At 71.8% G+C, this 24,644-nt stretch carries 24 protein-coding genes; 18 read left to right on the top strand and 6 right to left on the bottom strand.

Annotated features, from left to right (window positions below; all coding sequences use genetic code 11):
• The first annotated feature begins 291 nt into the window (after positions 1 to 291).
• The 9 genes from H9I49_RS23975 to H9I49_RS13860 all read left to right on the top strand — a co-directional run bounded on the left by H9I49_RS23975 (position 292) and on the right by H9I49_RS13860 (position 7,177).
• Positions 292 to 1,035, top strand: a complete 744-nt coding sequence (locus H9I49_RS23975; RefSeq protein ID WP_188030946.1) for a hypothetical protein — start codon at positions 292 to 294, stop codon at positions 1,033 to 1,035.
• On the top strand, positions 1,032 to 1,400 hold the full coding sequence (locus H9I49_RS23970) for a winged helix-turn-helix domain-containing protein (protein ID WP_370587573.1): 369 nt from the start codon (positions 1,032 to 1,034) through the stop codon (positions 1,398 to 1,400). Before H9I49_RS23975 ends, H9I49_RS23970 begins: the two co-directional genes overlap by 4 nt.
• 444 nt (positions 1,401 to 1,844) lie before the next feature.
• Positions 1,845 to 2,432, top strand: coding sequence for a GNAT family N-acetyltransferase (locus H9I49_RS13890; RefSeq protein ID WP_188030945.1), 588 nt, complete (start codon positions 1,845 to 1,847; stop codon positions 2,430 to 2,432).
• Positions 2,433 to 2,803: 371 nt separating this feature from the next.
• Positions 2,804 to 3,028 carry a hypothetical protein gene (locus H9I49_RS13885; RefSeq protein ID WP_188030944.1) on the top strand — a complete coding sequence of 75 codons (225 nt, stop codon included), beginning with the start codon at positions 2,804 to 2,806 and terminating at the stop codon, positions 3,026 to 3,028.
• A 15-nt stretch (positions 3,029 to 3,043) separates the two neighbouring features.
• Positions 3,044 to 4,783, top strand: coding sequence for a fumarate reductase (quinol) flavoprotein subunit (gene frdA, locus H9I49_RS13880; RefSeq protein WP_188030943.1), 1,740 nt, complete (start codon positions 3,044 to 3,046; stop codon positions 4,781 to 4,783).
• 3 nt (positions 4,784 to 4,786) lie between these two features.
• Positions 4,787 to 5,530, top strand: coding sequence for a succinate dehydrogenase/fumarate reductase iron-sulfur subunit (locus H9I49_RS13875; protein ID WP_188030942.1), 744 nt, complete (start codon positions 4,787 to 4,789; stop codon positions 5,528 to 5,530).
• Positions 5,527 to 5,934 carry a fumarate reductase subunit C gene (locus H9I49_RS13870; RefSeq protein WP_188030941.1) on the top strand — a complete coding sequence of 136 codons (408 nt, stop codon included), beginning with the start codon at positions 5,527 to 5,529 and terminating at the stop codon, positions 5,932 to 5,934. Before H9I49_RS13875 ends, H9I49_RS13870 begins: the two co-directional genes overlap by 4 nt.
• Positions 5,935 to 5,949: 15 nt before the next feature.
• Complete coding sequence (gene frdD, locus H9I49_RS13865) at positions 5,950 to 6,303, top strand: fumarate reductase subunit FrdD (protein ID WP_188030940.1); 354 nt, start codon at positions 5,950 to 5,952, stop codon at positions 6,301 to 6,303.
• 379 nt (positions 6,304 to 6,682) lie between these two features.
• Positions 6,683 to 7,177 carry a GNAT family N-acetyltransferase gene (locus H9I49_RS13860; protein WP_188030939.1) on the top strand — a complete coding sequence of 165 codons (495 nt, stop codon included), beginning with the start codon at positions 6,683 to 6,685 and terminating at the stop codon, positions 7,175 to 7,177.
• A gap of 54 nt (positions 7,178 to 7,231) precedes the next feature.
• Here the strand turns inward: H9I49_RS13860 and H9I49_RS13855 are convergent, their stop codons facing one another.
• Positions 7,232 to 8,470: an MFS transporter gene (locus H9I49_RS13855; RefSeq protein ID WP_188030938.1), complete on the bottom strand. Its 1,239-nt coding sequence runs from the start codon at positions 8,468 to 8,470 to the stop codon at positions 7,232 to 7,234.
• Positions 8,471 to 8,734: 264 nt separating this feature from the next.
• Between H9I49_RS13855 and H9I49_RS13850 the strand changes: the two genes are divergently transcribed.
• Positions 8,735 to 10,162, top strand: a complete 1,428-nt coding sequence (locus tag H9I49_RS13850) for an NAD-dependent malic enzyme (protein ID WP_188031237.1) — start codon at positions 8,735 to 8,737, stop codon at positions 10,160 to 10,162.
• A 16-nt stretch (positions 10,163 to 10,178) separates the two neighbouring features.
• The gene (locus tag H9I49_RS13845; RefSeq protein WP_188030937.1) at positions 10,179 to 11,510 is read left to right on the top strand and encodes a nitrate/nitrite transporter; all 1,332 of its coding nucleotides are present in this window, start codon (positions 10,179 to 10,181) and stop codon (positions 11,508 to 11,510) included.
• A gap of 264 nt (positions 11,511 to 11,774) precedes the next feature.
• On the opposite strand, the gene H9I49_RS13840 is transcribed toward H9I49_RS13845, so the two are convergent.
• The 3 genes from H9I49_RS13840 to H9I49_RS13830 form a co-directional block, all read right to left on the bottom strand.
• On the bottom strand, positions 11,775 to 13,001 hold the full coding sequence (locus H9I49_RS13840; protein WP_223128675.1) for an MFS transporter: 1,227 nt from the start codon (positions 12,999 to 13,001) through the stop codon (positions 11,775 to 11,777).
• On the bottom strand, positions 12,998 to 13,462 hold the full coding sequence (locus H9I49_RS13835; protein WP_188030936.1) for a MarR family transcriptional regulator: 465 nt from the start codon (positions 13,460 to 13,462) through the stop codon (positions 12,998 to 13,000). Before H9I49_RS13835 ends, H9I49_RS13840 begins: the two co-directional genes overlap by 4 nt.
• A 79-nt stretch (positions 13,463 to 13,541) precedes the next feature.
• Positions 13,542 to 14,207 carry a TetR/AcrR family transcriptional regulator gene (locus H9I49_RS13830; RefSeq protein WP_370587572.1) on the bottom strand — a complete coding sequence of 222 codons (666 nt, stop codon included), beginning with the start codon at positions 14,205 to 14,207 and terminating at the stop codon, positions 13,542 to 13,544.
• Positions 14,208 to 14,320: 113 nt separating this feature from the next.
• Between H9I49_RS13830 and H9I49_RS13825 the strand changes: the two genes are divergently transcribed.
• Positions 14,321 to 14,515 carry a hypothetical protein gene (locus tag H9I49_RS13825; RefSeq protein ID WP_188030934.1) on the top strand — a complete coding sequence of 65 codons (195 nt, stop codon included), beginning with the start codon at positions 14,321 to 14,323 and terminating at the stop codon, positions 14,513 to 14,515.
• Between the two features lie 7 nt (positions 14,516 to 14,522).
• Positions 14,523 to 16,019 carry an MFS transporter gene (locus H9I49_RS13820; RefSeq protein WP_188030933.1) on the top strand — a complete coding sequence of 499 codons (1,497 nt, stop codon included), beginning with the start codon at positions 14,523 to 14,525 and terminating at the stop codon, positions 16,017 to 16,019.
• Positions 16,020 to 16,139: 120 nt separating this feature from the next.
• On the opposite strand, the gene H9I49_RS13815 is transcribed toward H9I49_RS13820, so the two are convergent.
• Positions 16,140 to 16,658 (bottom strand): inorganic diphosphatase, encoded by a 519-nt coding sequence (locus H9I49_RS13815; protein ID WP_188030932.1) that lies wholly within the window; start codon positions 16,656 to 16,658, stop codon positions 16,140 to 16,142.
• A gap of 155 nt (positions 16,659 to 16,813) precedes the next feature.
• Here H9I49_RS13815 and H9I49_RS13810 point away from each other — a divergent pair, with 155 nt between their 5' ends.
• The 5 genes from H9I49_RS13810 (at position 16,814) to H9I49_RS13790 (ending at position 22,167) form a co-directional block, all read left to right on the top strand.
• On the top strand, positions 16,814 to 18,382 hold the full coding sequence (locus H9I49_RS13810) for a D-alanyl-D-alanine carboxypeptidase/D-alanyl-D-alanine-endopeptidase (protein WP_188030931.1): 1,569 nt from the start codon (positions 16,814 to 16,816) through the stop codon (positions 18,380 to 18,382).
• A gap of 122 nt (positions 18,383 to 18,504) precedes the next feature.
• Positions 18,505 to 19,608 (top strand): zinc-dependent metalloprotease, encoded by a 1,104-nt coding sequence (locus H9I49_RS13805; RefSeq protein WP_188030930.1) that lies wholly within the window; start codon positions 18,505 to 18,507, stop codon positions 19,606 to 19,608.
• A gap of 21 nt (positions 19,609 to 19,629) precedes the next feature.
• A complete protein-coding gene (gene tilS / locus H9I49_RS13800) occupies positions 19,630 to 20,628 on the top strand; it encodes a tRNA lysidine(34) synthetase TilS (RefSeq protein WP_188030929.1) in 999 nt (332 codons plus the stop codon).
• 134 nt (positions 20,629 to 20,762) lie between these two features.
• Complete coding sequence (gene hpt / locus H9I49_RS13795) at positions 20,763 to 21,314, top strand: hypoxanthine phosphoribosyltransferase (protein ID WP_188030928.1); 552 nt, start codon at positions 20,763 to 20,765, stop codon at positions 21,312 to 21,314.
• Positions 21,315 to 21,342: 28 nt separating this feature from the next.
• A complete protein-coding gene (locus H9I49_RS13790) occupies positions 21,343 to 22,167 on the top strand; it encodes a DUF1028 domain-containing protein (protein WP_188030927.1) in 825 nt (274 codons plus the stop codon).
• Positions 22,168 to 22,227: 60 nt separating this feature from the next.
• On the opposite strand, the gene H9I49_RS13785 is transcribed toward H9I49_RS13790, so the two are convergent.
• A complete protein-coding gene (locus H9I49_RS13785) occupies positions 22,228 to 24,411 on the bottom strand; it encodes a translation factor GTPase family protein (RefSeq protein ID WP_223128672.1) in 2,184 nt (727 codons plus the stop codon).
• Positions 24,412 to 24,644: the final 233 nt, after the last annotated feature.

The following is a 24,644-nucleotide window of genomic DNA, read 5'->3' as shown; positions in this document are numbered from 1 at the left end:
GCCGATGTGAGAGCGACAACCCCGGGCACCTGAGCCCCAGCCCGGCCAGGCCAGAACCTGACTCGATTCTCTAAGTAGCCGATGAGCGCTCGTTGGAACTTGCGAGTGCCTGCCGAGCCGCAGCGACGGGTTCGCGCCGATCTGCGATAGCAACGTGCGCACCTGGCCCTGATCGATTGACGCCTCGCCAGTCGCTTGGCTTCGTCGAGAACTCTTGACGCGCGATCACTCTGTCATACAGAGTAAGCCGTATCGGGCGCACAGGGGCGCTCACCAGGAGAAGGGCCGCCCATGAACGACACCCAGCCCGACGACGTCGCCGCCGCCAAGGCCGTGCTCGCCCGTACCGAGCAGCTGCGCCGTGCCGCCCGACGCGACACCAAAGGACTGGCCGTGCCGCTGCTCGTGCTCGGCGTCCTCACCCTCGGGTACGCCGTCGTGTCGTACGTCGAGCTGAACGTCATCGCCTCGGACCTCGGTCCCGGCCAGTCGAGGGCCGCAACAGACGCGGAGCTGCAGTTCGGCCAGATCGCCGACACCTACTGGGGCCTCGTGGGCGCCGCAGGCCTGCTCGTCGTCGGCCTCTGGCTGGCTGTCCGCAGCCGGCGCCTCGGCGCGGGAGCGGGCGCCGGTGCGTGGGTCGCCGGAGGCGTCGGGCTCCTCCTCCTGGCGACCGTGGGGCTGCCGTTCTCGCCCTTGGGTGTGATGGTCGGCATGGTGGGGTTCATGGCGCCCACCGCGTTCATCGGCATCGCGCTGCTCCTCATCGCGGGGCGGCGACGCGACCGAAGGCTCGCCGTGTGGACCGTCGTCTTCGGCGTCGTCGTGACGCTGGCCCACCTCGGCTTCTTCACCAACCGGCTCGGCGACCTCCTTCGGGTCACCGGCCTGGCGGACTCCGTCGACGTCCACGTCGTGGTGCAGGCCGACCTCGTCGTCCTGGCCGTCGTCGGCCTCGTCCTCATCGGAGCCGCGGTGCGCGACCGCCGCGCCGGGGAAGGGACCCGACGCGTCGACGAGCCGGAGGTCTCGTGACCCCGCCCGACGCGTCGCCCGGCGATCAGGTGCAGGCCACCAACGCGTCGGGCCGGGACGAGCCGCACCCGACGAGCCGGCTCGACGACGTCGTGCACCAGAAGGCGCGACTCGGCATCCTCGTAGTGCTCGCCGAGGCGGAGCGTGCTGACTTCACGTACCTCAAGTCGAACCTCGGCCTCACCGACGGCAACCTCGGCCGGCATCTCGAGGTGCTCGCGGGCAGCGGACTCGTCCACGTCGAGAAGGGCTACGCCGGGAGGCGGCCGCGCACCTGGGTCACGATCACCCGTGCAGGACGGCACGCGCTCGCCGAGGAGATGGCCGCGATCCGCGAGCTGCTGCGCCGCTTCGAGGGCGGCTGAGCGTAACCGGGCTGACGCGTGCGCGGTGTCCCGGGTCAGGCGGCCGGCCGCTCGAGGTTCTCGCGGTGGTTGCGGATGAGGTCGAGGTTGCGGCCGCGCAGGTGGTCGAACGAAAGCCCCAACGTTTTGAGCATGGCGGCAGCGCCGCGAGGGGCCTCGTCGGAGTCGAGGCGGACGGTGACCCAGCCCTCGTGCGTGGTCGCCTTGGGCGCGATGTGGCCGACGTTGCCCGCTGCTCCGCCGGTGAGTGCCGGACGGGCAAACGAGATGCTCGCTCATGCCGCGCGGAGAAGGTAGGCCCGGCCATGCCGCTGTCGGCGGACGCCGTTCCTGCAGATCCTCACCGCCGCCGAGTTGATCGGCGCCTTCGGTTGGGTGGCGGAGATGCCCCAACCCTGCGCATCGGGCGCCGAACGTCCCGCGATCCCGAGTACGTTCGCAGGCATGTCCAACTTCTCGATCAAGGCCCTGACGCCGGAGACGTTCGACGACTTCGCCGCTCTCGTCGAGCGGAACAAGGGCATGTTCGCCAGCTGCTGGTGCACGTGGTTCCACCCCGACTGCGCGGACAAGGGCCAGAGCGCCGAAGGGAACCGGGCGCTCAAGCAGCGTCTGGTGGCCGATGGGCTCGCGCACGCCGCACTGGTCTACGACGGCGACCGGGCCGTCGCCTGGGCGGAGTACGGATCACCCGAGGAGCTGCCCGGCATCCATCACCGCAAGGAGTACCTCGCCACCGCCGAGCGACTGCCCGACTACAGGGTCACCTGCATCCTGGTCGAGCGCGGCCTTCGCGGTCAGGGTCTGGCGGCGATCGCCCTGCGCGGGGCCGTCGAGCTGATCGCGCAGGCCGGCGGCGGCCTGGTCGAGGGCTACCCGCAGGACACCGGCGGGGTCCGCAAGAAGAACTCGTCGTTCCTCTACAACGGCACCCGCACGATGTACGAGCGTGAGGGGTTCGCGTACGACCGGCCCAAAGGCCAGGGCAACTGCGTGATGGTGCGCGAGGTGGCCCCGAGCCCGCGCGGCTGACCGCCCATCGGTCAACGCTCGGACGACAACCACCCGCACACCCCGCCTGGTCATTCGCGGCAAACGGCGCGGATCTCGATCTCGGTCTGGTCGCCCACAGGGACCGCGTGCGGCGAACCGGATCGGCTCCATGTGAGCAGACAAAGCACCAACCTCCGAGGGCGTCAACGCGCAGCCGAGGCACGTTGGTCGTCGCCGCCCCGATCTGTCGCTGTCGGGTGAGCCGGGTCCAGGAGTACCGGCGGATGGTGGGATCAGTCAGCAGGTCCGCGCCAGCGCGGCACACGGTGTCTTCGGGGACGCATACGAACCCTTCCCATCCTGCGACGTCGGGAGCATTCTGGAGACAGATGCGCGAAGGGCGGTGCGCGGTGGCGGCGAGAACGAGCTTCACCGGTGAGACGGCCCCGTGCGGCTCCGTCGTCGACGGCACGCGCTACCACGACGACGACGACGAGGGGATGCGTGTCGAGCACGTCCACTACGGGTGCGGTTGCCTGGACTACCGCGACGACTTCCACGACGGCAGCACGCACCGCCGGGTGACCCACCACAGCGGCAAGGTCCTGCTCGACGAAGAGCTCCGCGGCGAGTGAGGCGGCGGACCGGACATGCGCGCCGACCACGACATCCTCGTCATCGGAGGCGGAGCTGCGGGCCTGCGGGCGGCCATTGCGATCGCCGAGCTGGACCCCTCGCTCCGGGTCGCGGTCGTGTCCAAGGTCTACCCCATGCGCAGCCACACGGTCTCTGCCGAAGGCGGCGCCGCAGGTGCGTTCGCGAGCGACGACAGCCTCGAGGAGCACGCCTACGACACGGTCTCGGGCAGCGACTGGCTGTGCGACCAGGACGCCGTGGAGGCCTTCGTGGTGGAGGCGCCGCGTGAGCTGCTGCAGCTCGAGCACTGGGGCTGCCCGTGGAGCCGGCAACCGGACGGCCACATCGCGGTGCGCGCGTTCGGCGGCATGAAGAAGAAGCGGACCTGGTTCGCGGCCGACAAGACCGGCTTCCACATGCTGCACACGCTGTTCCAGACGTCGCTCAAGTACTCCGAGGTGGCTCGGTACGACGAGTGGTTCGTCACCCAGCTGCTCGTCGACGACGGCCGGGTGCAGGGTGTCGTCGCCCTCGAGCTGGCCACGGGCCGCATCGCCCCGATCACCGCCAAGGCGGTCATCCTCGCGGGCGGCGGCTGTGGGCGCGTCTTCCCGTTCACCACCAACGCCAACATCAACACCGGTGACGGCATGGCCCTCGCGTGGCGTGCCGGGGTGCCGCTCAAGGACATGGAGTTCGTGCAGTACCACCCGACGGGCCTGCCGTTCACCGGCATCCTCATCACCGAGGCCGCACGCGCCGAGGGCGGCTGGCTGCTCAACAAGGACGGCTACCGCTACCTGCAGGACTACGACCTCGGGAAGCCGACCCCCGAGCCGGAGCTGCGCAGCATGGAGCTCGGCCCCCGTGACCGCCTCTCGCAGGCGTTCGTGCACGAGGAGGAGAAGGGCCGGACCATCGGCACGCCGTACGGCCCGGTCGTGCACCTCGACCTGCGGCACCTGGGCGCGAAGCTCATCGACGACAAGCTGCCCTTCGTGCGCGAGCTCTGCCTCAAGTACGAGAACCTGGACCCGGTGCGCGAGCTGGTGCCGGTGCGCCCGGTGGTGCACTACATGATGGGCGGGGTCCACACCGACATCGACGGAGCGACGCCGTTGGCCGGCCTGTACGCCGCTGGCGAGGTTGCCTGCGTCAGCATCAACGGGGCCAACCGCCTGGGCTCCAACTCCCTCCCCGAGTGCCTGGTCTTCGGGGCCCGTGCCGGCCGCGCAGCCGCCCTGTATGCCGCAGGGGCAGCCGACCCCGGACCGTCCGTGGCCGCCCTGGCCCGCGACGAGGAGCGTCGCCTCACGAGTGGGCTCAGGGACCGCACGGACGGCCGCGAGTCGATCGCGGGCCTGCGGACCGGCATGCAGCAGGCGATGGAGGACAGCGCCGGGATCTTCCGCACCGAGGAGTCCCTCCTCGGGGGTGCAGCGAGGTTGCGAGAGCTGCAGGAGCGGTCGGAGTCGATGGCCGTCGACGACCACAGCCGTGCGTTCAACACCCAGGTCCTCGCGGCCCTCGAGCTGTCGAACATGCTCGACGTGGCCGAGGCGATCATCGCCGCCGCCCTGAGGCGCGAGGAGTCCCGGGGGGCGCACCAACGGCTGGACTTCCCGGCCCGCGACGACGAGAGCTACCTCGCCCACTCACTGGTCCACCGTGACGAGACAGGCGCGCACAAGGTCGAGTACCTGCCGGTGACCGTCACCCGATGGCCGCCCGGAGAACGGGTCTATGGGAGGTGAGCGATGGCTGACACGATCACGCTCGAGGTGGCGCGGTACCGCCCGGACCGCGAGACCGAGCCGACCGTCGAGGCGTTCGAGGTCCCGTTGCGCCGGGACTGGGCGGTGCTCGACGGCCTGAACCACGTGAAGGACAACCTCGACGGGAGCCTGTCCTACCGGTGGTCGTGCCGGATGGGCATCTGCGGGAGCTGCGGCATGACCGTCAACGGCGAGCCTCGGCTGACGTGTGCGACGTTCCTCGTGGACTACGCGCCGGGACCGGTCCGCGTCGAGCCGCTGGCCAACTTCCCCGTCATCCGCGACCTCGTCGTCGACATCGGGGACTTCATGCGCAAGCTGCCCGAGGTGAGCCCGTGGATCGTGCGCGGCGAGGGGACGTCGGTCGAGGAGGGCGAGTACCTGCAGACGCCGGAGCAGCTCGCCGACTACTCGCAGTTCAGCATGTGCATCAACTGCATGCTGTGCTACTCCGCCTGCCCCGTCTACGGGCTGGACCCGGAATTCGTCGGTCCGGCCGCCATCGCCCTCGCCCAGCGCTACAACCTCGACTCGCGCGACGAGGGCGCCGACGTCCGGATGGACCTGCTCATCCACCCCGAGGGCATCTGGGGGTGCACGTTCGTCGGCGAGTGCACCCGCGCCTGCCCGAAGGGTGTCGACCCGGCCGGAGCCATCCAGCGGTACAAGCTCACTGCCGCCCTGCAGTCCCTGAAGTCGTTCGTCCTCCCGCGGGGGCCTCGATGAGCGAGCCGGCCCAGCAGACCCAGCGGCCCTACCGCCCCGAGATCAGCCGGCTGTGGTGGCTGCGTCGTCGCAGCTACGTGTTCTTCGTGCTGCGCGAGCTCAGCAGCATCTTCGTGGCGTGGTCCGTGGTCTTCCTGCTCCTCCTGGTCCGCGCGCTCGCCCAGGGCGAGGCACAGTTCCGCGCCTTCCTCGACTGGGCGGCCGGCCCCTGGGTCGTGGCGCTCGACGTCCTCACGCTGGCCTTCCTCGTGCTCCACGCCGTCACGTGGTTCAACCTCACCCCTGCCGCCACCGTCGTGAAGCTGCGGGGGCGGCGGGTGCCTCCCAGGGCGATCGCCGGCGGCGCGTATGCCGCCTGGGTGGCGGTCACCGCGCTGGTCGTCGTGCTGGTGGTGACCCGTTAGGTGGCCAGGCGGACCATGGAGCCAGTTCTGTGGCTGCTGTTCAGCGCGGGCGGCGTGGTGTCGGCCCTGTTCCTGCCGGTCCTGGTCTTCCTGTTTGCGCTCGCGGTACCCCTGGGCTGGATCGAGGAGCCCGGCCGTGACCGTCTGCTGGGCCTGCTCGGCCACCCACTGACCGCGTTGGTCCTGCTCGGCATCTGCGTGCTCTCCCTGCTGCACTGGGCGCAGCGCTTCCGCTACACGCTCTTCGACGGCCTGAGGCTCAAGGCTCACGAGCGGCCCATCAACGTCGGCGTCTACGCACTGGCCCTGCTCGGGTCGGCGGCAGCGGCCGTCGTGCTGTGGCAGGCGGTCGCAGCACGTAGCGGCTGAGGACGGTTGCCCGAGAATGACGAAGGAGCCCGCCTGCGCGCGCAGGCCGGGCTCCTTCGAGGCTGGTGCGGATGGGGGGGTGCGTGCCAGCCGTGGGGGTGTTACAGATGTGACAGTAGTAGTGCTCTGCCCCGCTGTATGCGGTTTCGCGAAATATGTGCCATAAGTTTCCAGCCGCCCGGTCGGCTCGCGCGCCGTGGCGAGGCCTGAAGGGTCGGGAGGATCAAACCGTCCCGCCGGGCGGATGACAAGCACCGTCTCGCAGCATGTCGCGCACACGCTCTGGCACAGTGGTTCGCGTGACCTGTGCCGAGCCGCTCCTGGCGTCCGCCGTCGTCGACCTCCCATGCGTCATCGCACGGGTCGGCGGTGGGTTGCGTTGAGCGAGTGGACAGTTCGTCGTGCGACGGCCGGCGACAGCGGGGCCGTCGTCGAGCTGCGTGCCCTGATGTTCTCGTCGATGGGTGTCGCCGGTGTCGACGACGCGGCGTGGCGCCGGGGGGCCGTCGAGTGGTTCGAGCGCGAGCTCGGCGGTCCGCGTGCGTGCGTCGTCGTCGCAGAGGGCCCAGACGGGCGGGTGGTCGCCGGCGCGATGGGTGGTCTGCGGTTCGAGACGCCGTCGCCCGTCAACCCCAACGGCGTCTGGGGTCTGCTCAACAACGTCGCGACCCAGCCGGAGGCGCGGCGCCGCGGCCTCGCCCGGGCGTGCGTCCCCGGGGTGCTCGACTGGTTCCGCGACGAGACGGACGCGACCGTCGTCGAGCTCTTCGCGACGGGCGAGGGAGCAGCACTCTACGAAGAGCTCGGTTTCACGCCGACCGCGTGGCCTGCGATGCGCCTCCGACTCGGCTCGCCTCCGTCGCCCGTCGACTGACCCCCGCGTCCGGGTTACGTGCGGTTGGGGCGCCGTGGCGCGGGTGTGGTGGTGTCAGGGGGTCGGGACCTGCTCGGCGGACGGCTCGGTGCTCGCCCGGGTGAGGACGCGGCCGCACCCCCACGACACGACGACCGCGGCGACACCGGCGCCGACGGTGACGGCATACGCCGGGGTATGGCCGCCCCAGTCGGCCAGCCGTCCGGCGGCTGCTGCACCGACGGCGTAGCCGAGGCCGGTCGCGGCGGCGAGGACCGTCATCGCGGCGCCCGTGCGCGACGCCGGGGTGACCCGCTCCGCGAGCGTGAAGGTCGTGATCATGTACGGCGCGACGGTGCAGCCGAGGACGAGCAGCACCGGGACGAGTGCGGCCAGCGAACCCACGACCAGCAGGGGCGCAGACAGCACGAGCAGGCCGGCGGCGAACCAGCGCAGCCGCGCCGGAAGCGAGATCGACGCAGGTAGCGCGGCGACCGCGAGCCCGGCGATGACGCTGCCCACCCCCAGCAGTGCATGGAAGTAGCCGGTGAGCCCGGGGGAGCCGGCCGTGGTCGCGAGGACCGACGTACCGGTCTGCACGGAGCCGAAGACGCTGCCGACCAGCAGCTGCGCGAGGCAGAGCACGACGAGCGCCGGCGTGAGCAGCCGGCCGACGTCGCCGGATGACTGGATGGTCGCCGCGTGCGTGACGGTGGCCGTCTCGTGCAGCGCGAACCACGTGCCGAAGACTGCCAGGCCAGTCGCGGCGAGGGCCAGGGCGACCGTGGGGCTCGCGGCCGAGACCCCGAGCCCGATGAGCGCCGGCCCGAGCACGAAGGACGCCTCGTCGGCCGCGCCCTCGTACGAGAAGGCGGCGTCGACGAGCCGGTGCTGACGGCTGCCCGAGCCGGCCGTGATCGGCCGCCAGCGCACCCGGGCCAGCGGACCGATCTGCGGCAGCAGCACCCCGGCGACGGCGCTCGCGACCGCGGCCGCCCCCCACGGGAGGTGGGCCCCGGCGACGAGGAGGATGCCGAGGAGGCCGGCCGCCCCGGCCAGGGACTGGAAGGCCACGACTCGTCGCTGCCCCAGGCGGTCGGCCCGCGCGCCCCAGAAGGGTGCGCCGACGGCGTTCGCCAGGGCCAGCGCGCCGGCGCAGAAGCCGCCGGCACCGAAGCTGCCCGTCGCGTCCGACACGAGCAGGAGGACGCCGAGCTGGCTCATCGCCAGCGGCATCCGGGCGAGGAAGGCGACGACGATGTACGTGCGGCCGGTCAGGCCGAAGAGGTGACGGTACGAGTCGATGGGGGACACAGGGCTGCTCCGGATCCGGTCGCGGGTGCGCGACGCTCTGGTCGCGGGGTGCGCGACAACGGGTGCGTGCCTCCCCGCCCAACAGGCCACGCCGGAACCCTGTGCACCCCCAGTCTACGCGTCCGGCAGGGGTGTCTCGGTGATCGCGAACGTGCCGCCGGCGCGGGGTTGAGGCACGGCAGACGGATGTTGTTACTGATCGGTCCTCGGACCATGGCAGGCGGGTTTCTCGGATCGTGGGACGATGGCGCGGTGACTGAGTCGATGCAGCGTGCCCGTGCCACTACCGCCTCCTACTCGATCACGATGCGGATCCACACCGGCACCGACCCAGCCGTCATCGGCACCCTCGCGGTCAAGGTCGCCGAGAGCGGGGGCATCACGACGGCGCTCGACATCGTCGACTCGCACCCCGACCGCCTCGTCATCGACCTCACCTGCTCCGCGAGCAACGCTGAGCACTCGACCGAGATCGTCGCGGCCGTCGAGACGCTCGAGGGCGTGCGCGTGCACAAGGTCTCCGACCGCGTCTTCCTGCTGCACCTCGGCGGCAAGATCTCCGTCGAGAGCAAGGTCAACCTCCGCAACCGCCAGGACCTCGCGATGGCCTACACGCCGGGCGTCGGCCGGGTCAGCCAGGCCCTCTTCGAGCACCCCGAGGACGTGCCGCGCCTCACCATCAAGGGCAACTCGGTGGCGGTCGTCACCGACGGGACGGCGGTCCTCGGCCTGGGCAACATCGGCCCGATGGCGGCGCTGCCCGTCATGGAGGGCAAGGCGGCCCTCTTCAAGCGCTTTGCCGACATCGACGCGTGGCCGATCTGCATCGACACGACCGACGTCGACGAGATCGTGCGCACCGTCGAGCTCATCGCCCCGGGATTCGGCGGCATCAACCTCGAGGACATCGCGGCGCCCCGCTGCTTCGAGATCGAGGCCAAGCTGCGCGAGCGCCTCTCGATCCCGGTCTTCCACGACGACCAGCACGGCACCGCCATCGTCGTGCTCGCCGCCCTCAAGAACGCGCTGCGCATCATCGACAAGAAGCTGCCCGACGCCAAGGTCGTCGTCTCCGGCGGCGGTGCGGCCGGCTCGGCCATCGTCCAGCTGCTCCTCGCGGCCGGTGCGATCGACGTGACCGTCTCGGACCGTGTCGGCCTGCTCAACAAGGCGGACGAGACGCTGACACCGGCGTGGCGCTCGCTCGCGGAGAAGACCAACCCGCGCGGCCTCACCGGCTCGCTGCGCGACGGACTCCAGGGCGCCGACGTCTTCATCGGCGTGAGCGCGCCGGGCATCCTGGCCCCTGAGTGGATCGACGAGATGGCCGACAAGCGCATCGTCTTCGCGCTCGCCAACCCCGACCCCGAGGTCGACATCCACGAGGCGACGCAGCGCGCGACCGTGGTCGCGTCGGGCCGCAGCGACTACCCGAACCAGATCAACAACGTCCTCGCCTTCCCCGGCGTCTTCCGCGGGCTGCTCGACGCGCGCGCCACCGACGTCACGACCGAGATGCTCATCAAGGCGGCCGACGCCATCGCTTCCGTCGTCACCGACGAGCAGCTCAACCCGAACTACATCATCCCGAGCGTCTTCCAGCCGGACATGAGCAAGACCGTCGCGAAGGCGATCGTCGACTGCGTGCCCAAGGCGCCGGCGGCGAAGAACGTCGCGACGGGGACGAACTGAGGAGCCCGCTGACCGGATGACGAGCACCACCCAGCCTGGCCAACGCTTCGCCCTCGACGGACGTCGCGCCCGGGCGGTCTGGGTGGCGGCGATCGGCGTCTACGTCCTCGCCGTCTTCCACCGCACCTCGCTCGGTGTGGCCGGTCTGGAGGCGGCCGAGCGCTTCGGCATCAGCAGCGCGCAGCTGTCGACCTTCACGATCGTCCAGCTGTTCGTGTACGCCGCCATGCAGCTGCCCGTCGGCGCGCTGCTCGACCGCTACGGCAGCAAGCGGCTGCTCGGCGTCGGCCTGACCCTTGTCACGGCAGCACAGTTCGGCTTCGCCTTCGTCCACTCGTTCCCGGCCGCGCTCGTCTGCCGGGTGCTGCTCGGCATGGGCGACGCGATGGTGTTCATCTCGGTGCTGCGTCTCGTCGCCGTGTGGTTCTCGCCGCGGCGCACTCCGATGGTGACGCAGCTGACGGGGGTGCTCGGGCAGATCGGTGCGCTCGCCGCCGCTGGGCCGCTCGCCGCCGCACTCGACCGTTTCGGGTGGACGCCGTCGTATGCCGTCGCCGCGTCCCTCGGCATCCTCACCGGCGTCGCGCTCGTCCTCGTCGTGCGCGACAGCCCGTACACCGACCACCACCGCGACGAGCTGCGGCTGCGGGCCATCGCCCGCACCCTGCGGGCGGCGTGGCTCGTGCCCGGCACGCGGCTCGGCCTGTGGACCCACTTCACGTCCCAGTTCGCCGCCAACATGTTCACGATGCTCTGGGGCTTCCCGTTCCTCGTCGCCGGCCAGGGGCTGTCGCCTGGCACGGCCAGCGTCATGCTCATGGTCATGGTCGTCACGACGGTCATCTCGAGCCCGGTCATCGGCACGCTGACGATGCGCTACCCGTTCTCGCGCAGCACGCTGGTGCTGTGGATCGTCGCCGCGGCCATCGTCGCGTGGACCGTCGTGCTGCTGTGGCCGGGTCGGGCGCCGCTGTGGCTGCTCGTCGCCCTCGTCGTGCTCATCGCGATCGGCGGCCCGGGGTCGATGATCGGCTTCGACGTCGCGCGCACCTTCAACCCGCCGACCCGCATCGGCAGCGCGTCGGGCATCGTCAACACCGGCGGCTTCGTCGCGACGCTCACTGCCGTGGCGCTCGTCGGCGTCGTGCTCGACCGGGTCGCACCGGCCGGCCCGTCGACGTGGGACGTCGACGCGTTCCGGGCCGCGATGGCCGTGCAGTACCCGGTCTGGGCGCTCGGCATCGTGCAGGTGCTGCGCTACCGCCGCCGGGCGCGCCGGGCGATGCTCGAGGCGGACCCCGAGGCGTATGCCGCGATGCAGGCGGGCTCGTCGGTCACCTTCCACTGACCCCGCGGCACACGGCATACCGCTTCGGGGTGGGGCCGTGAGGCGTCAGGGGCGCAGGAGGTCGCCCACCCCCGCCAGCCAGCGGCACGCTGGAGGACCTCCGAGCGGAGCCAGCCGGGCGCGACGAGCTGGTGCGCAACGTCGGGGGCCGTGCCCTCGTCGACGAGGTGCAGCAGAGCGCGGGCGTCGACCACGTAGCGCCTCACCTCGCGATCGTGGGCGCACGATCGCCCCGCTCCCGGCGTCTGGACGGTGGAGTGAGGGTCAGGCGTCGCCGACGGTGAGGGCCTCGGCCTCGGCCCTCGAGGCGACGGGATCAGCGCCGTGGTCCGGGGCCGCGTCGAGCGACCCGATGATGCGACGCGCCGTCAGCAGCACGACGACCGCCAGCACGACCGCGCCCGACCCGACCCAGAACGGCAGGTGGGTCGACCGCTCACCGAGGGTGCCGGCGAGCCATGGCGCGACGGCGCCGCCACTGAAGCGGACGAAGCTGTATGCCGCCGACGCGACGCCGCGCTCGACCGGCGCGACCTTCATGACGGTCTCGGTGATGAGGGTGTTGTTGACGCCGAGGAACGCACCGGCGAGGATGACGCCGACGACGAGCACGGTCTTGTTCTCGGTGCCGACCGCCATGACGGCGAGGATCACGGCGAAGCCGAGCAACGCTCCGACGACGCCGGCCAGGGTGCCGACCCGGCGCTGGACGAGCGGCGCCACGAAGACGGAGCTGATGGCGAGGAGCACTCCCCAACCGAAGAAGATGAAGCCGATGTCATGGGCTCCCATCGCGAGCGGGAACGGGGTGAAGGCGAGCAGCGTGAAGAAGCCGAAGTTGTAGAGCAGTGCGGTGACGCCGACGGTGAGCAGGCCGCGGTGGCCGAGGGCGCGCAGTGGAGCGCTGATCGAGGTCGGGCTGTCGGCGCGTGGCGTCCTCGGCAACGTCGTCGCCGTGGCGGTGAAGGCGACGGCCATGAGGACGGCGACGCCGTAGAAGGGCCAGCGCCACGAGATGCCCCCGAGCCAGCCGCCGACCAGGGGACCGGTGGCGATGCCGACACCGAGTGCGGCTTCGTACAGGATGATCGCCTGCTTCACCGAGCCGCTCGCGGCATTGACGATCGTCGCGAGGGCGGTGGCGATGAAGAGCGCGTTGCCCAGCCCCCAGAGGGCACGGAAGGCGACGATTCCGGCGACGGTGTCCTGGCTGCCCGCGAACGCGGAGCCGACGATGATGAGCGCCAGGCCGAGCAGCAGGGTCCGCTTGGCGCCGACCCGGCTGCTCACCCAGCCGGTGCCGAGCATCGCGACGCCCATGACCGCGAGGTAGCTCGTGAAGAGGAGCGAGACCTGTGACGGGCCGGCGCCGAGCTCGTCGGCGATGGGCTTGAGGATGGGGTCGACGAGGCCGATGCCCATGAACGAGATCACGCAGGCGAAGGCGATCGACCAGACAGTCTTGGGTTGGCGCCACATGAGGGTGGTCATCCGTCCTTTCCGGGGTGCGATGGGGTTAAGGGCGTGGCCGCGGCCGCGGCGAGGAGCTCGTCCATGACGTCGATGGCGATGCGCACCCGCTCGAGCGCGCGGCCGTCGAGCCGGTCGAGCGCGGGGGAGAGGACGGCCAGGCGCGCGCGACGCACGTCCTCGAGCGCGGCACGACCCTCGTCGCTGAGCGAGACCAGCGAGGCACGCGCGTCGTCGGGGTCGGCTCCCCGGTGCACCCAGCCCGAGGCCTCGAGGCGCTGGAGCTGGGTCGTCGTCGTCGGCTGGCTGCTGTGGTCAGCGGCCGCCAGCGCGCTGACCCGCGAGGGGCCGAGCTCGTCGAGCAGGGCGAGGAGCCGGGCTTGCGCGAAGGGAACGTCGAACGAGGCGTGCCGGCTGGCCCAGCGCGAGAGGCGCGCAGCCGAACGCAGCAGGTCGTTGCCCAGGGTCGTCGTCTCGGTCACCCGCTCGACTTTAGATAGAGAATCTATGTATTTCAAGTCGGCTGAAGCCCGACCAGTGGAAGGTGCCCACTCGACCGGGTCAGGCGCGGACGATCCCGTCGACGACGACCTCGAGCATCGGCCGCACGTCGAGCTCGGCGTGGCTCGTGTCGGCTACGCTCGCCACGCCGCTCACGAGGCGCATGACGTTGGCCGGATCGACACCGGTGCGCAGCTCGCCGCGGGCGTCGAGGTGCTCGATGACGCGCCGGTTGGCATCGCCCATGACGCGGCACTTGCGGTACATGGGGGAGGCGGGGTCGTCCATGGCCGCGCAGATCTTGCTCGCGGCGCCGCGGTGCAGGGTGATGTGGTCGATGAAGTGCTCGAACCAGCCCAGCAGCATCTCGCGGGCAGGCTGCCCCGTTGCGATCGCGGCGTCGGCGTCGGCGGCCACACGGTCGGTCCAGTCCTGCATGAGGGCGTCGACGAGCGCCGCGCGGGTGGGAAAGTGGCGGTAGAGCGTGCCCGGACCGACGCCCGCGCGCTTGGCGATCTCGTCGAGGGAGCTGTCGGTGCCGCGCTCGGTGAAGACGATGCGGGCGGTGGCGAGGATCTTGTCGTAGTTGCGCCTGGCGTCGGCACGCATCGGCCGGACCGGTTTCTCGTGAGTTTCCGAGGCGTCTGTGGCTGCCGAGCTCCCTTGGGCGGCAACGGATCCCGGCGACGGATCGAGCGTCGCCTTGCCGGCGTCGGCAGGCGTCACGAGAAAACTCCTTGCGGAAACGGAGACTGTCTCCGTATTGTGGGTCAGGCAGAACCGGAGTGGTTCTCCGCTAATCCTAGCGCCGACCGTCGCCACAGAGGAGTCAGGCAGCCATGCACACCACGATCCAGCCCACTCGACAGGCCCTGCGCCTGCACCGCTCGCACCTCGCGACGACGCACCGCGCACCCCTCGTCAACCGCGCCCCGGGCGCCGGCCGCGCCCGCGCCTCGGCCTTCACCCCGATGGCCCGCGACCCGCTGGCCCGCGAGACGTCCCCGCACCCGTCACAGACCTACGAATCCTGAGGCCCAGATGTCGACCAGCACCACCACACCACCAACCGCCGCACCCACCGCCGCACCCACGCCAGACCGCGCCGCCCGACGCGCGGCGATCGGCGTCGGCATCGTGCTCGTGGCCCAGCTCATGCTCGTGCTCGACGCCACCGTCGTGAACGTCGCGCTCCCGCACATCCAGACCGACCTCGGGTTCTCGCCGGCCGGACTGTCGTGGGTGCTCAACGCCTACACCCTCGCCTTCGGCGGCCTCCTGCTCCTCGGCGGACGCCTCGGTGACGTCCTGGGACGGCTCCGCAGCTTCGAGATCGGTCTCGGGGTCTTCACCGTTGCGAGCCTGCTCGGAGGTCTCGCCACGACACCGGGCTGGCTCGTCGCCGCCCGCACGCTCCAGGGCGTCGGTGCCGCGCTCGCGGCACCCGGCGTGCTCGCCCTCGTCACGACGAGCGCTCCGAACGAGGCGGCCCGAAACCGCGGGCTGGCCCTCTTCACCGCCGTGTCCTCGGCCGGTGCGTCCATCGGCCTGCTTCTCGGCGGCGTCCTCACCGACTTCGTCAGCTGGCACTGGACGCTCTTCGTGAACGTGCCCATCGGTGCCGTCGTGCTCGTCCTGGCCCGCCGTTTCGTCGCCGAGACTCCGCGTGTGCGCGGTCGCTTCGACGTCGTCGGCGCCGTCACCGCGACTCTCGGGTCCGTAGCGATCGTCCACGGCTTCATCAGCGCCGCGGAGCGCGGCTGGTCCGCGCCGCTGACGCTCGCCTCGTTCGCCGCCGGTGCCCTTCTCCTCGCGTCGTTCGTCCGCACCGAGAGCCGCGTCGCGTCGCCGCTCCTGCCGCTGGCCCTGGTCCGGGACCGCTCACGTGCCGGAGCACTCGTCCTGATGGCGCTCGTCGTCGGCGCCCAGTTCTCGACCTTCTTCCTCGTCACGCAGTACCTGCAGCTCGTCCTCGGATTCAGTCCCGTCGCCACGGGCGCCGCGTTCCTCCCGCTCAGCCTCGCGATCTTCGCGACCTCGCGGGTCAGCGCGCGCCTCGTCGCCAAGGTGGGTCCGCGGCCCCTCATGCTCGTCGGCACGCTGGGCCTCACCGCGAGCTTCGTGTGGCTGAGCGGCATCTCGACGACGAGCACGTATGCCGCCCACCTCCTCGGTGCGCTCATGCTCAACGGGGTCTCGGCCGCGCTCGTCTTCATGCCGGTCACCGTCGTCGTGCTCAGCGGTGTCGAGCGGGCCCAGGCCGGCACGGTCTCGGGGCTGCTCCAGACCGCGCAGCAGCTGGGCGGCGCGGTCGGCCTCGCGGCCATCGTCAGCGTGTACGCCTCGCAGGCGGTGCCGGGCCAGTTCGTGCCGGGGGTCGAGCCGGCCTTCTTCACGTCGGCGACCTTCACGCTCGTCGCGCTCGGGGTGGCGGCGCTGGTGCTGCGTCCGCGTCGCGGGCCGGAGCGCGGGGCGACCCGGCGGGACGAGCCGGACCGCGAGACCGTGGCGGGCGTCGAGGCCGCGGACCTCGGCTGACCGAGCCCTGAACCACCGCCACGGTTCGACATACCGGCGCCGCGCAGGACATGCGCTGGATACGTCGACCCCCGCGTCCCAGAGGGTCGCGGGGGTCGGCTCACGGCATACGGCTGTGGATCAGTGTCCCTGCGGCATCGCCCAGCGTGCGGTCGAGACGCCTTGCTCCTTGGCGCGGTCGAACGCCTCGCCGATGATCTTCTCGGCGGCCTCGCGGTTGCCCCAGTCGGAGGCCTCGACGAACTTGCCCGGCTCGAGGTCCTTGTAGCGCTCGAAGAAGTGCTGGATCTCCTTGAGCGTGAACTCGCTGACGTCGTCGATGTCCTTGATGTGGGCCGTGCGCGGGTCGACCGGCACGCAGAGCACCTTGTCGTCGCCGCCCGCGTCGTCGACCATGTGGAAGATCCCGACCGGGCGGGCCTCGACGACGACACCCGGGAAGAGTGGCTCGGGGAGCAGCACGAGGGCGTCGAGCGGGTCGCCGTCCTCGCCGAGGGAGTCCTCGATGTAGCCGTAGTCGGCCGGGTAGGCCATGGGCGTGAAGAGGTAGCGGTCGAGCCGGATGCGCCCGGTCTCGTGGTCGATCTCGTACTTGTTGCGCTGTCCGCGCGGGATCTCGATGGTGACGTCGAACTCCACGTCTTTCCCTTCGCAAGGTCTTCGGGTGCCCACCGAGGTGGACCCTGGGGTGCTTCTGCACCGGTCGTCGGCTGACAGAATCGTCCGCGACAGTGTGGCAGCAAGGGCAGTCCTTGCGCGAAACAGCGACAGACGACGGACGGGGGTGACGCGCCATGGTGCGCTCGGCGTGGAGACCTCGGCCGCGGTTCTCGTACGCGATGGCGGCCGCGTGGTCGGTCGTCGCGGTCCTGCTCGGGTATGCCGTCCTCGATGTCGCCGACGCCGCGCCCGGTGCGCTGACGGTGCGTCCGCTCCCGCCGCCCCCGCCGACCGAGACGGTCGCGACGCGGACGTTGCCCGAGGTGCCGCAGCCGAGCCTGTCGACCTCCGTCGGTATGCCGTTGCCCTCTCTGGTCGGTGACACCGCCGCCCCGTCGCCGGCCGGTGTCGAGACCGCTCTCACGCGGGTCCGTGCGGCCGCGGCCCTGCGCGACGCGGCGCTCGTCGTGCGCGACGGCCAGACCGGCCAGGTGCTGCTCGACCAGGGCGGCGACGAGCTGCGCATCCCGGCCTCGACGACGAAGCTGCTCTCCGCGGCCGCCATCGGCCAGGCCTTCGCGCCGGACGAGGCGCTGCGCACCGTCGTCCGCCAGGGTGACCGGCCCGACGAGATCGTCCTCGTCGCGGGTGGGGACTCGCTCATCAACCCCGGCACGGGCGATCCCGACGCCGTCGCCGGCCGGGCTGGGCTGCGCGACCTGTCCGACCAGGTCGCAGCCGCCCTCGAGGACCAGGATGTCGACTCGGTCCGTCTCTTCGTCGACGAGACGTACGCCGACGGCCCTACGACGGCGCCCACGTGGAGCCCGACGTTCCGCAGCTCGGGCATCACGGGCGCGGTCGCCATGCTCGGGCTCTCGAGCCAGCGGGCGAAGGGCGGCGCGCCCGGACCCGCCGACCCTGTCGCCGCGGTGCGCGACCTCTTCGCGCGCCAGCTCGAGGCCCGCGGCATCGACGTGCGGGTGGCGCCTCGGGGCGACGCGCCCGGCGTCGCCGGCTCACCACTCCCGGGGCCTTCGACATCGGGAACGCCGCCGACGGCGTCGGCGGAGGCCTCCGCGATCTCCACCTCGCTCGGGACGGCCTCGCCGGAGTCCACGGTTCCCGCGAGCGGACCCGGCTCCGTCCTCGGCAGCATCGAGTCCGCGCCCGTCCGCGAGCAGCTCGCCCTCGCGCTCACCGACAGCGACAACGCCCTGACCGAGATCCTGGCCCGCCAGGCGGCATACCGCTCGGGGGCGGGCACGGAGTTCGCCGAGGTCGGCGCGTGGGTCGTCGCCAGCGTCGCCACGCTGGGCCTCGACGTCTCCGGGGTCCGGCTCTCCGACGCGAGCGGCCTCTCCCGGGAGAACCGGGTGCGGGCCTCGCTGCTCGCCGACGTGCTCGTGCTCGGCTACGACGGCACCCACCCGGTGCTGCGACGCGCCCTCGACGGGCTGCCGATCGGTGGGCTCACGGGCACCTTGGAGAAGCGGTTCACCGGCGAGGACCACGACGCCGCCGGGCGGGCCCGAGCCAAGACCGGGACGCTCACCGGGGCGAACGCTCTCGCCGGAAGCGTCGTCGACGACGACGGCCGACTCCTCGTCTTCGCGGGTATGGTCGCGGGAGTGGGAACCAACGACGCTCGTGCGGCGTTGGACCGTTTCGTAGCGACACTCGCCTCGTGCGGGTGCCGCTGACGGGCCGGTGGGCTGTTCGGGGCGTCGTTCGCGACGGTGGTCGCAACCCCTCCGCGTGGCCGGCCGGTCCTCCCAGACACCTCGAGCGACGCCGACACCGTCACGGCACCGAAAGGGCTGGCATGACCGACACCACCCTCCCGCCCCCTGTGGACGCAGGTCGTCCCGACCGTGAGGGAGGTGCGCCGGCAGCCCAGGTCGACTACGAGTTCGCGAAGCGGACGGGCCGCGCGATCGTCAACCCCGGCCCGCAGGTCTCGAGCGAGGAGGCGGCGGCCATCGTCGCCGACCTGCGCGAAGCGGCGGCGTCCGCCGTCGCGCCCGTCGCCGAGACGAGCGAGCTGTCCGCCCCCGAGGACGCCCCCGCGCCGCTCGTCGTCGACCGGCCGGGCTGGATCGACGCCAACGTCGACTCGTTCCGGGCGCTGCTCGACCCCGTCGTCGACAAGCTCAACGCGACGAAGAAGTCGCCGCCCAACCCCACGGCCGCGGCGATCGGCGGCAAGGTCACCGGCGCCGAGATGGGCGGCCTGCTGGCGTTCTTGTCGAGCAAGGTCCTCGGCCAGTACGACCTGGCGCCAGGAGGCACGCCCCGGCTGCTCCTCGTCGCGCCCAACATCGTCGCCACCGAGCGTCGCCTCGAGGTCGACCCGACCGACTTCCGTCGCTGGGTCGCCATGCACGAGGAGACCCACCGCGTGCAGTTCACGGCGGTGCCGTGGCTGCGCGACCACATGGTCTCGCGCACGCAGGCGCTCGCCGTCGACCTCGCGCCGACGCCGGAGGACCTCGGGCGCCGCTTCGAGCAGCTGGCCCGCAACCTGCCAGACGTGATCGGTTCGGGCGAGGGCCTGGGGCAGCTCTTCGCGACGCCCGAGCAGAGGGCCCGCATCGCGGAGCTGACCGCGGTCATGTCGCTCCTCGAGGGCCACGCCGACGTCGTCATGGACGCGGTCGGTCCCCGCATCATCCCGAGCGTCGACGAGATCCGCCGCAAGTTCGACGAGCGCCGCAACAGCGCGGTCGGCGTCGACCGGCTGCTCCGCAAGCTGCTCGGCCTCGAGGCCAAGCTGCGCCAGTACCGCGACGGTGCGGTGTTCGTCAGGGCCGTGCAGGACCAGGTGGGCCGCGACGGCTTCAACGCCGTGTGGACGTCGCCCGAGACGCTGCCCCGGGCCAACGAGATCCTCGAGCCGGACGCCTGGGTGCGTCGGGTTCACGGCTGAGCCATGCGAGGTTCCTCAGGGATGCCAGGTCCCGATCCGGCCGTCGCGGCCACGCGCCTCGCAGTGCGCCAGCACCTGTCCGACGTGCCCGAGGGGGGCGTCGTGCTCGTCGCCTGCTCGGGCGGCACCGACTCCGTCGCGCTCGCTGCGGCCCTCGCCTTCGAGGCCACCCGTGCCGGCATCCGGGCCGGGGCGGTCATCGTCGACCACGGCCTCCAGGAGCGGTCGGCACAGGTCGCTGAGCAGGCTGCCGACCTGTGCCGCGACATGGGGCTGGTGCCCGTCGAGGTGGTCCGCGCCGACGTGCGCACGACCGGCGCGGGGCTCGAGGCCGACGCCCGCTCGGCGCGCTACGCCGCCATCGAGGGCGTGGCCGACCGTCTGGGGGCGACCATGGTGTTCATCGGTCACACCCGCGACGACCAGGCGGAGCAGGTGCTGCTGGGCCTCTCGAGAGGCTCGGGCGCCCGGTCTCTCAGCGGTATGCCGGTACGCCGCGACCGCTTCGTGCGTCCCCTCCTCGCCCTGCCGCGCGCCACGACGCTCGCGGCCTGTGCGGCATACGGCATCGACCCCTGGGACGACCCCCACAACAGCGACGAGTCGTTCCGCAGGGTGCGCGCCCGCCGCCTCCTCGCGACGCTCGAGGCCGACCTCGGGCCCGGCTTCGGGGCGGCGCTCGCGCGCAGCGCCGACCTGCTCCGGGAGGACGCCGACTACCTCGAGGGCCTGGCCATCAAGGCCCGGGCCGAGCTGCCCGCCGGTCCCGACGGCGACGGCGTCGACCTCGAGGCGCTCGCCGCCCTGCCCCGCGCGATCCGCACCCGTGTCTGGCGACTGCTCGCGGCCGAGGCCGGGGCGCCGCTGGCCGACGTGAGCGCGGCGCACGTCGAGTCGCTCGACGCGCTGCTCACGTCGTGGCACGGGCAGGGACCGCTCCACGTGCCGGGCGGCATCGCCGTCGCCCGCGTCGGCGGGGTGATCCGCTTCAGCCCGCTGCGCGAGGACGTCATCGCCTGACCGACGGCCCGGACCGTCGTGGACGGGTCATGCGGCCCGGGCCGCGACAGCCCTCCACCGTCCGACGACCGCACGGGTGCGGTTGAATGGACCCCGCCCGCACGACGCCGCACGCACCACATCGAGGAGCCTTCGTGGACCACGAGCACATGGGAGACGACCTGGCGCAGGTCCTGCTCACCGAGGACCAGATCCAGACCCGGCTCTCCGAGCTCGCCGCCGACATCTGGAAGGACTACGAGGACAAGGACTTCCTGCTCGTCGGGGTCCTCAAGGGCGCCGTCGTCGTCATGGCCGACCTCATGCGCGCCCTGCCCGGCACCGCGCCGATGGACTGGATGGCGGTCTCGTCCTACGGCTCGGGCACGAAGTCCTCCGGCGTCGTGCGCATCCTCAAGGACCTCGACACCGACATCACCGGCCGTCACGTCCTGATCATCGAGGACATCATCGACTCGGGCCTGACGCTGTCGTGGATCAAGTCCAACCTCGAGTCGCGCAGGCCGGCCTCGGTCGAGATCTGCACGCTGCTGCGCAAGCCCGACGTCGTCAAGGTCGACATCCCCGTCAAGTACGTCGGCTTCGACATCCCCAACGAGTTCGTCGTCGGCTACGGCCTCGACTACGCAGAGAAGTACCGCAACCTGCGCTGCGTCGGCACCCTCGCGCCGCACGTCTACGCGTGAGCATCGCCGGACGAGCACGGCCCGTCCCATGACCTTTTCGATCGTCGCGCGCCAGAGCGAGGCGTACGGCGTCGCGGTCGCCAGCAAGTTCCTCGCCGTCGGCGCGGTCGTCCCGGCTGCGCGAACGGGTGTGGGTGCGGTCGCGACCCAGTCGTACGCCCGTGTCGCCTACCTCGAGGAGCTGCTCGGCCGGCTGGCCGCGGGTGAGGCGGCGGCCGAGGCCGTGGCTGCGGCCACAGCGCTCGACGAGGGTCGCGAGACCCGGCAGCTCGGGGTCGTCGGAGCCGCCGGCGCGGCAACCTTCAGCGGGTCCGAGTGCAACGCCTGGGCGGGCGGCGTCGCGCGCGACGACGGTGACACGGCATACGCCATCCAGGGCAACATCCTCACCGGGCCCGAGGTCGTCGAGGCGATGGAGCGCGCCTGGCACGACACGACCGGCGAGCCGCTCCCGCGGCGCCTGCTGGCAGCCCTCGTGGCCGGCGACGGCGCAGGGGGCGACTCGCGTGGACGCCAGAGCGCCGCGGTGTATGCCGTCGAGCCGGGTGCCGGCTACGACGCGTGCGGCGTGCTCGCCGACCTGCGTGTCGACGAGCATCCCGACCCGGTCCCCGAGCTGGCGCGCCTGCTCGCGGAGTGGGAGATGTACTTCGGCAAACCCGAGGACGTGCAGCCGCTCGAGGGCGCGCTCGCCGACGAGGTGCGCCGTCGTCTGGCCACCGCCGGCCACGTGCACGACGACGTGGCCAAGGCCCTCGCGGACTGGGCCGGCAACGCCAACTACGAAGCACGGCTCAGCCCGGAGGGCATCGACCGGCGCGTCCTCGAGGCGCTCCGCGCCGCAACCTCCTGACCCACCCGGACACCGCGTTCGGTCTCGAACGCGGCGTTCGGTGCACTGGGAGAGGAGTGGCTAGAGCTTGCCGGCGATTCGGAGGAGGTACTCGCGCCGGTGGAGCGGGTCGAGGTCGGTGCGCGGACGTGACGGACGCGGGCCGGACACCGGCCGGTAGCCGTCGAACGTGCACACGAGGTCACCGAGCCCGCTGGTCAGGCCCGGCACCCGCTGCTGCAGCTCGTGCAGGCTCTCGGCGGGCACCTCGCCCCGCACCCGGGTCACATGCCCGAGCACTTCCGTCTCGCGCGGCGTCGCCCGGACGTGACCGAGCATCGTCAGCGCCGCACCCAGCACGTCGCTCGGCACCTCGAGGTCGAACCGGTGCACCGGCTCCTCGACGACCGTGCCCGCGAGGCGCAGCGACTCCATGAGCACGAGCCGCGTGAGGTTGCGGAAGTCGCCGGCGGTGCTCGACATCGTCTTGTCGAACTTCTGGTGCATGTGGCTCTGCCGCGGCCAGTAGCCCGAGTGCGTCATGGTGACGACGCAGTCGGTGACCGGCCACCCGTCCAGTCCCTGGCCGAGCGTCGCGTGCACGGTGTCCTCCACCGCCGTGAAGAAGGCCGGCGGCATCGAGCCGAGCTCCACCTCGAGCGCGAACCGCACCCCGGTGCCCGCGGGCGCCGCATCGACGCGTAGCCCCACGGTGGCGTTGAACGGGTTCGGGGCGACGCCGATGAGCTCGAACGCCGCGCCCGAGCCGGTGACGCGCTCGCGGCAGATGACCGTCGTCGTGCTGAACGTCGCCGGGACGCCGTGCTCCGCCTCGAGCGTCGCGCCGATCACCTCCTTCTGCACCTCGCCGTAGAGCGAGACGTGCGTCTCGCCGCGGACCTCGTCGTGGCGCAGGTCGATGAGCGGGTCCTGCTCTGCGAGCCGGGTGAGGGCCGTCTGCAACCGGGCGCGGTCGCTCGGGTCCTTCGGCTCGACGACCGTCTCGAGCGTCGGCGGCGAGAACTCGTGAACGAGCGGCCGCGCCAGCCGGACGTCGCCGACCAGGTCGCCGATGCGGGCCCGCTCGAGCCCGACAACCCGGGCGATGCGGCCCGCCGGGACGCGAGCGACCCGGCTGACGTCGCCGTACGCGTGCACGGCCAGGGCCGTGACCCGCTCGTCCCGGCTGGCGGTGTCCTCGTATGCCGTCCCCGCGCGTTTCCCGCCTTCCACGCCTTCCGCGCCCTCCTCGGGCGTGGCGACCTCGAGGGCACGGCCGTCGTGGACGGCCACCCGGTCACGCACCGCCAGGGATCCGGAGGTGACGTTGACGAGGGAGACCTTCTCGCCGGCGGGGCCACGCTGCACCGCGAAGACCGTCCCGGCCAGCGGCGCGTCCGGGTCAGGCGCCGTCGTCGGCAGCAGCGCCGGCAGGGCATGGGCGAGGTCCTCCACGCCCGCACCGGTCATCGCGGAGCCGAGCAGGACCGGGCACGCGAGACCCCGCCGGGTCTGCTCCGTCAGGACCCGACGCAGCCGGCGCTCGTCGACGCGCTCGGGCCGGTCGAGCCAGTCCTCGAGCAGCCGGTCGTCGGCCCGGCTCAGGGCCTCGACGACGCGCTCCCGAGCAGCCGAGTGCGGGTCGGTCCCGGCATCGTTGCCGGTTCCGGTGACACGGCGACCGAGGCCGACGGCCTCGAGGCCGTCCCGCATGACCGTGACCGAGCGTGTGCCCTCGTCGATGCCGTGGGCGAGGAGCACGGGCGTCACTCCGAGGCGCTCCACGACCTGGCGCAGAACCTGCTCGGTGCACGCGCCGGCGCGGTCCACCTTGTTGACGAACAGGAGCGTCGGGATGCGCAGGCGTCGCAGCGCCCGGAAGAGGACGCGGGTCTGCGCCTGCACCCCCTCGACGGCCGACACGACGAGCACGGCGCCGTCGAGCACCGCGAGCGAGCGCTCGACCTCCGCGATGAAGTCCGAGTGGCCCGGGGTGTCGACGAGGTTGACGGTGAGTGGGCGGCCGGGATCCACGGTGGCGAGCTCGAACGACACGACGGCCGCCTTGATCGTGATGCCGCGGGCGCGCTCGAGCGCGAGGGTGTCGGTCTGCGTGCTGCCGTCGTCGACGCTGCCGAGCTCGCCGATGACGCCGGCGTGAAGCAGCAGCCGCTCGGTCAGGCTCGTCTTGCCCGCGTCAACGTGGGCGAGGATCCCGAGGTTGGTGGTGCGTGGGCGCACCGGTGAGGTGAGTGGGGTGTCCAACGTGCTCCATGTCCTGTGCGTAGGTGTGGGTGACCTGCTCGGGTGACATGAAGCTGCGGCGCATCCGGCTCTCCTCTCTCCTCTGGGCGTCTGCCGGGACGGCGGTGTCGACCTGGTGGCCGACGGGTCCAGTGCAGCAAGTCGCAGGGGAGCCCGGCAACCGGTTATCGGGCGCGCAGGCTCGCCTGACGGCATACGGAGGGTGTGCCCGGTGCGTGGAACGGGGCGCAGGC

The organism is Terrabacter sp. MAHUQ-38 (genome assembly GCF_014518425.1).
Taxonomy (GTDB): Bacteria; Actinomycetota; Actinomycetes; order Actinomycetales; family Dermatophilaceae; genus Terrabacter.
This window is presented reverse-complemented; position numbering and strand designations above follow the sequence as displayed.

Coding starts and splice junctions, on each gene's coding strand:
- H9I49_RS23975 (WP_188030946.1), top strand. CDS start 292: ATGAACGACACCCAGCCCGACGACGTCGCCGCCGCCAAGGCCGTGCTC.
- H9I49_RS13890 (WP_188030945.1), top strand. CDS start 1,845: ATGTCCAACTTCTCGATCAAGGCCCTGACGCCGGAGACGTTCGACGAC.
- frdA (WP_188030943.1), top strand. CDS start 3,044: ATGCGCGCCGACCACGACATCCTCGTCATCGGAGGCGGAGCTGCGGGC.
- H9I49_RS13875 (WP_188030942.1), top strand. CDS start 4,787: ATGGCTGACACGATCACGCTCGAGGTGGCGCGGTACCGCCCGGACCGC.
- H9I49_RS13870 (WP_188030941.1), top strand. CDS start 5,527: ATGAGCGAGCCGGCCCAGCAGACCCAGCGGCCCTACCGCCCCGAGATC.
- frdD (WP_188030940.1), top strand. CDS start 5,950: ATGGAGCCAGTTCTGTGGCTGCTGTTCAGCGCGGGCGGCGTGGTGTCG.
- H9I49_RS13850 (WP_188031237.1), top strand. CDS start 8,735: ATGCAGCGTGCCCGTGCCACTACCGCCTCCTACTCGATCACGATGCGG.
- H9I49_RS13845 (WP_188030937.1), top strand. CDS start 10,179: ATGACGAGCACCACCCAGCCTGGCCAACGCTTCGCCCTCGACGGACGT.
- H9I49_RS13840 (WP_223128675.1), bottom strand. CDS start 13,001: ATGACCACCCTCATGTGGCGCCAACCCAAGACTGTCTGGTCGATCGCC.
- H9I49_RS13825 (WP_188030934.1), top strand. CDS start 14,321: ATGCACACCACGATCCAGCCCACTCGACAGGCCCTGCGCCTGCACCGC.
- H9I49_RS13820 (WP_188030933.1), top strand. CDS start 14,523: ATGTCGACCAGCACCACCACACCACCAACCGCCGCACCCACCGCCGCA.
- H9I49_RS13810 (WP_188030931.1), top strand. CDS start 16,814: ATGGTGCGCTCGGCGTGGAGACCTCGGCCGCGGTTCTCGTACGCGATG.
- H9I49_RS13805 (WP_188030930.1), top strand. CDS start 18,505: ATGACCGACACCACCCTCCCGCCCCCTGTGGACGCAGGTCGTCCCGAC.
- tilS (WP_188030929.1), top strand. CDS start 19,630: ATGCCAGGTCCCGATCCGGCCGTCGCGGCCACGCGCCTCGCAGTGCGC.
- H9I49_RS13790 (WP_188030927.1), top strand. CDS start 21,343: ATGACCTTTTCGATCGTCGCGCGCCAGAGCGAGGCGTACGGCGTCGCG.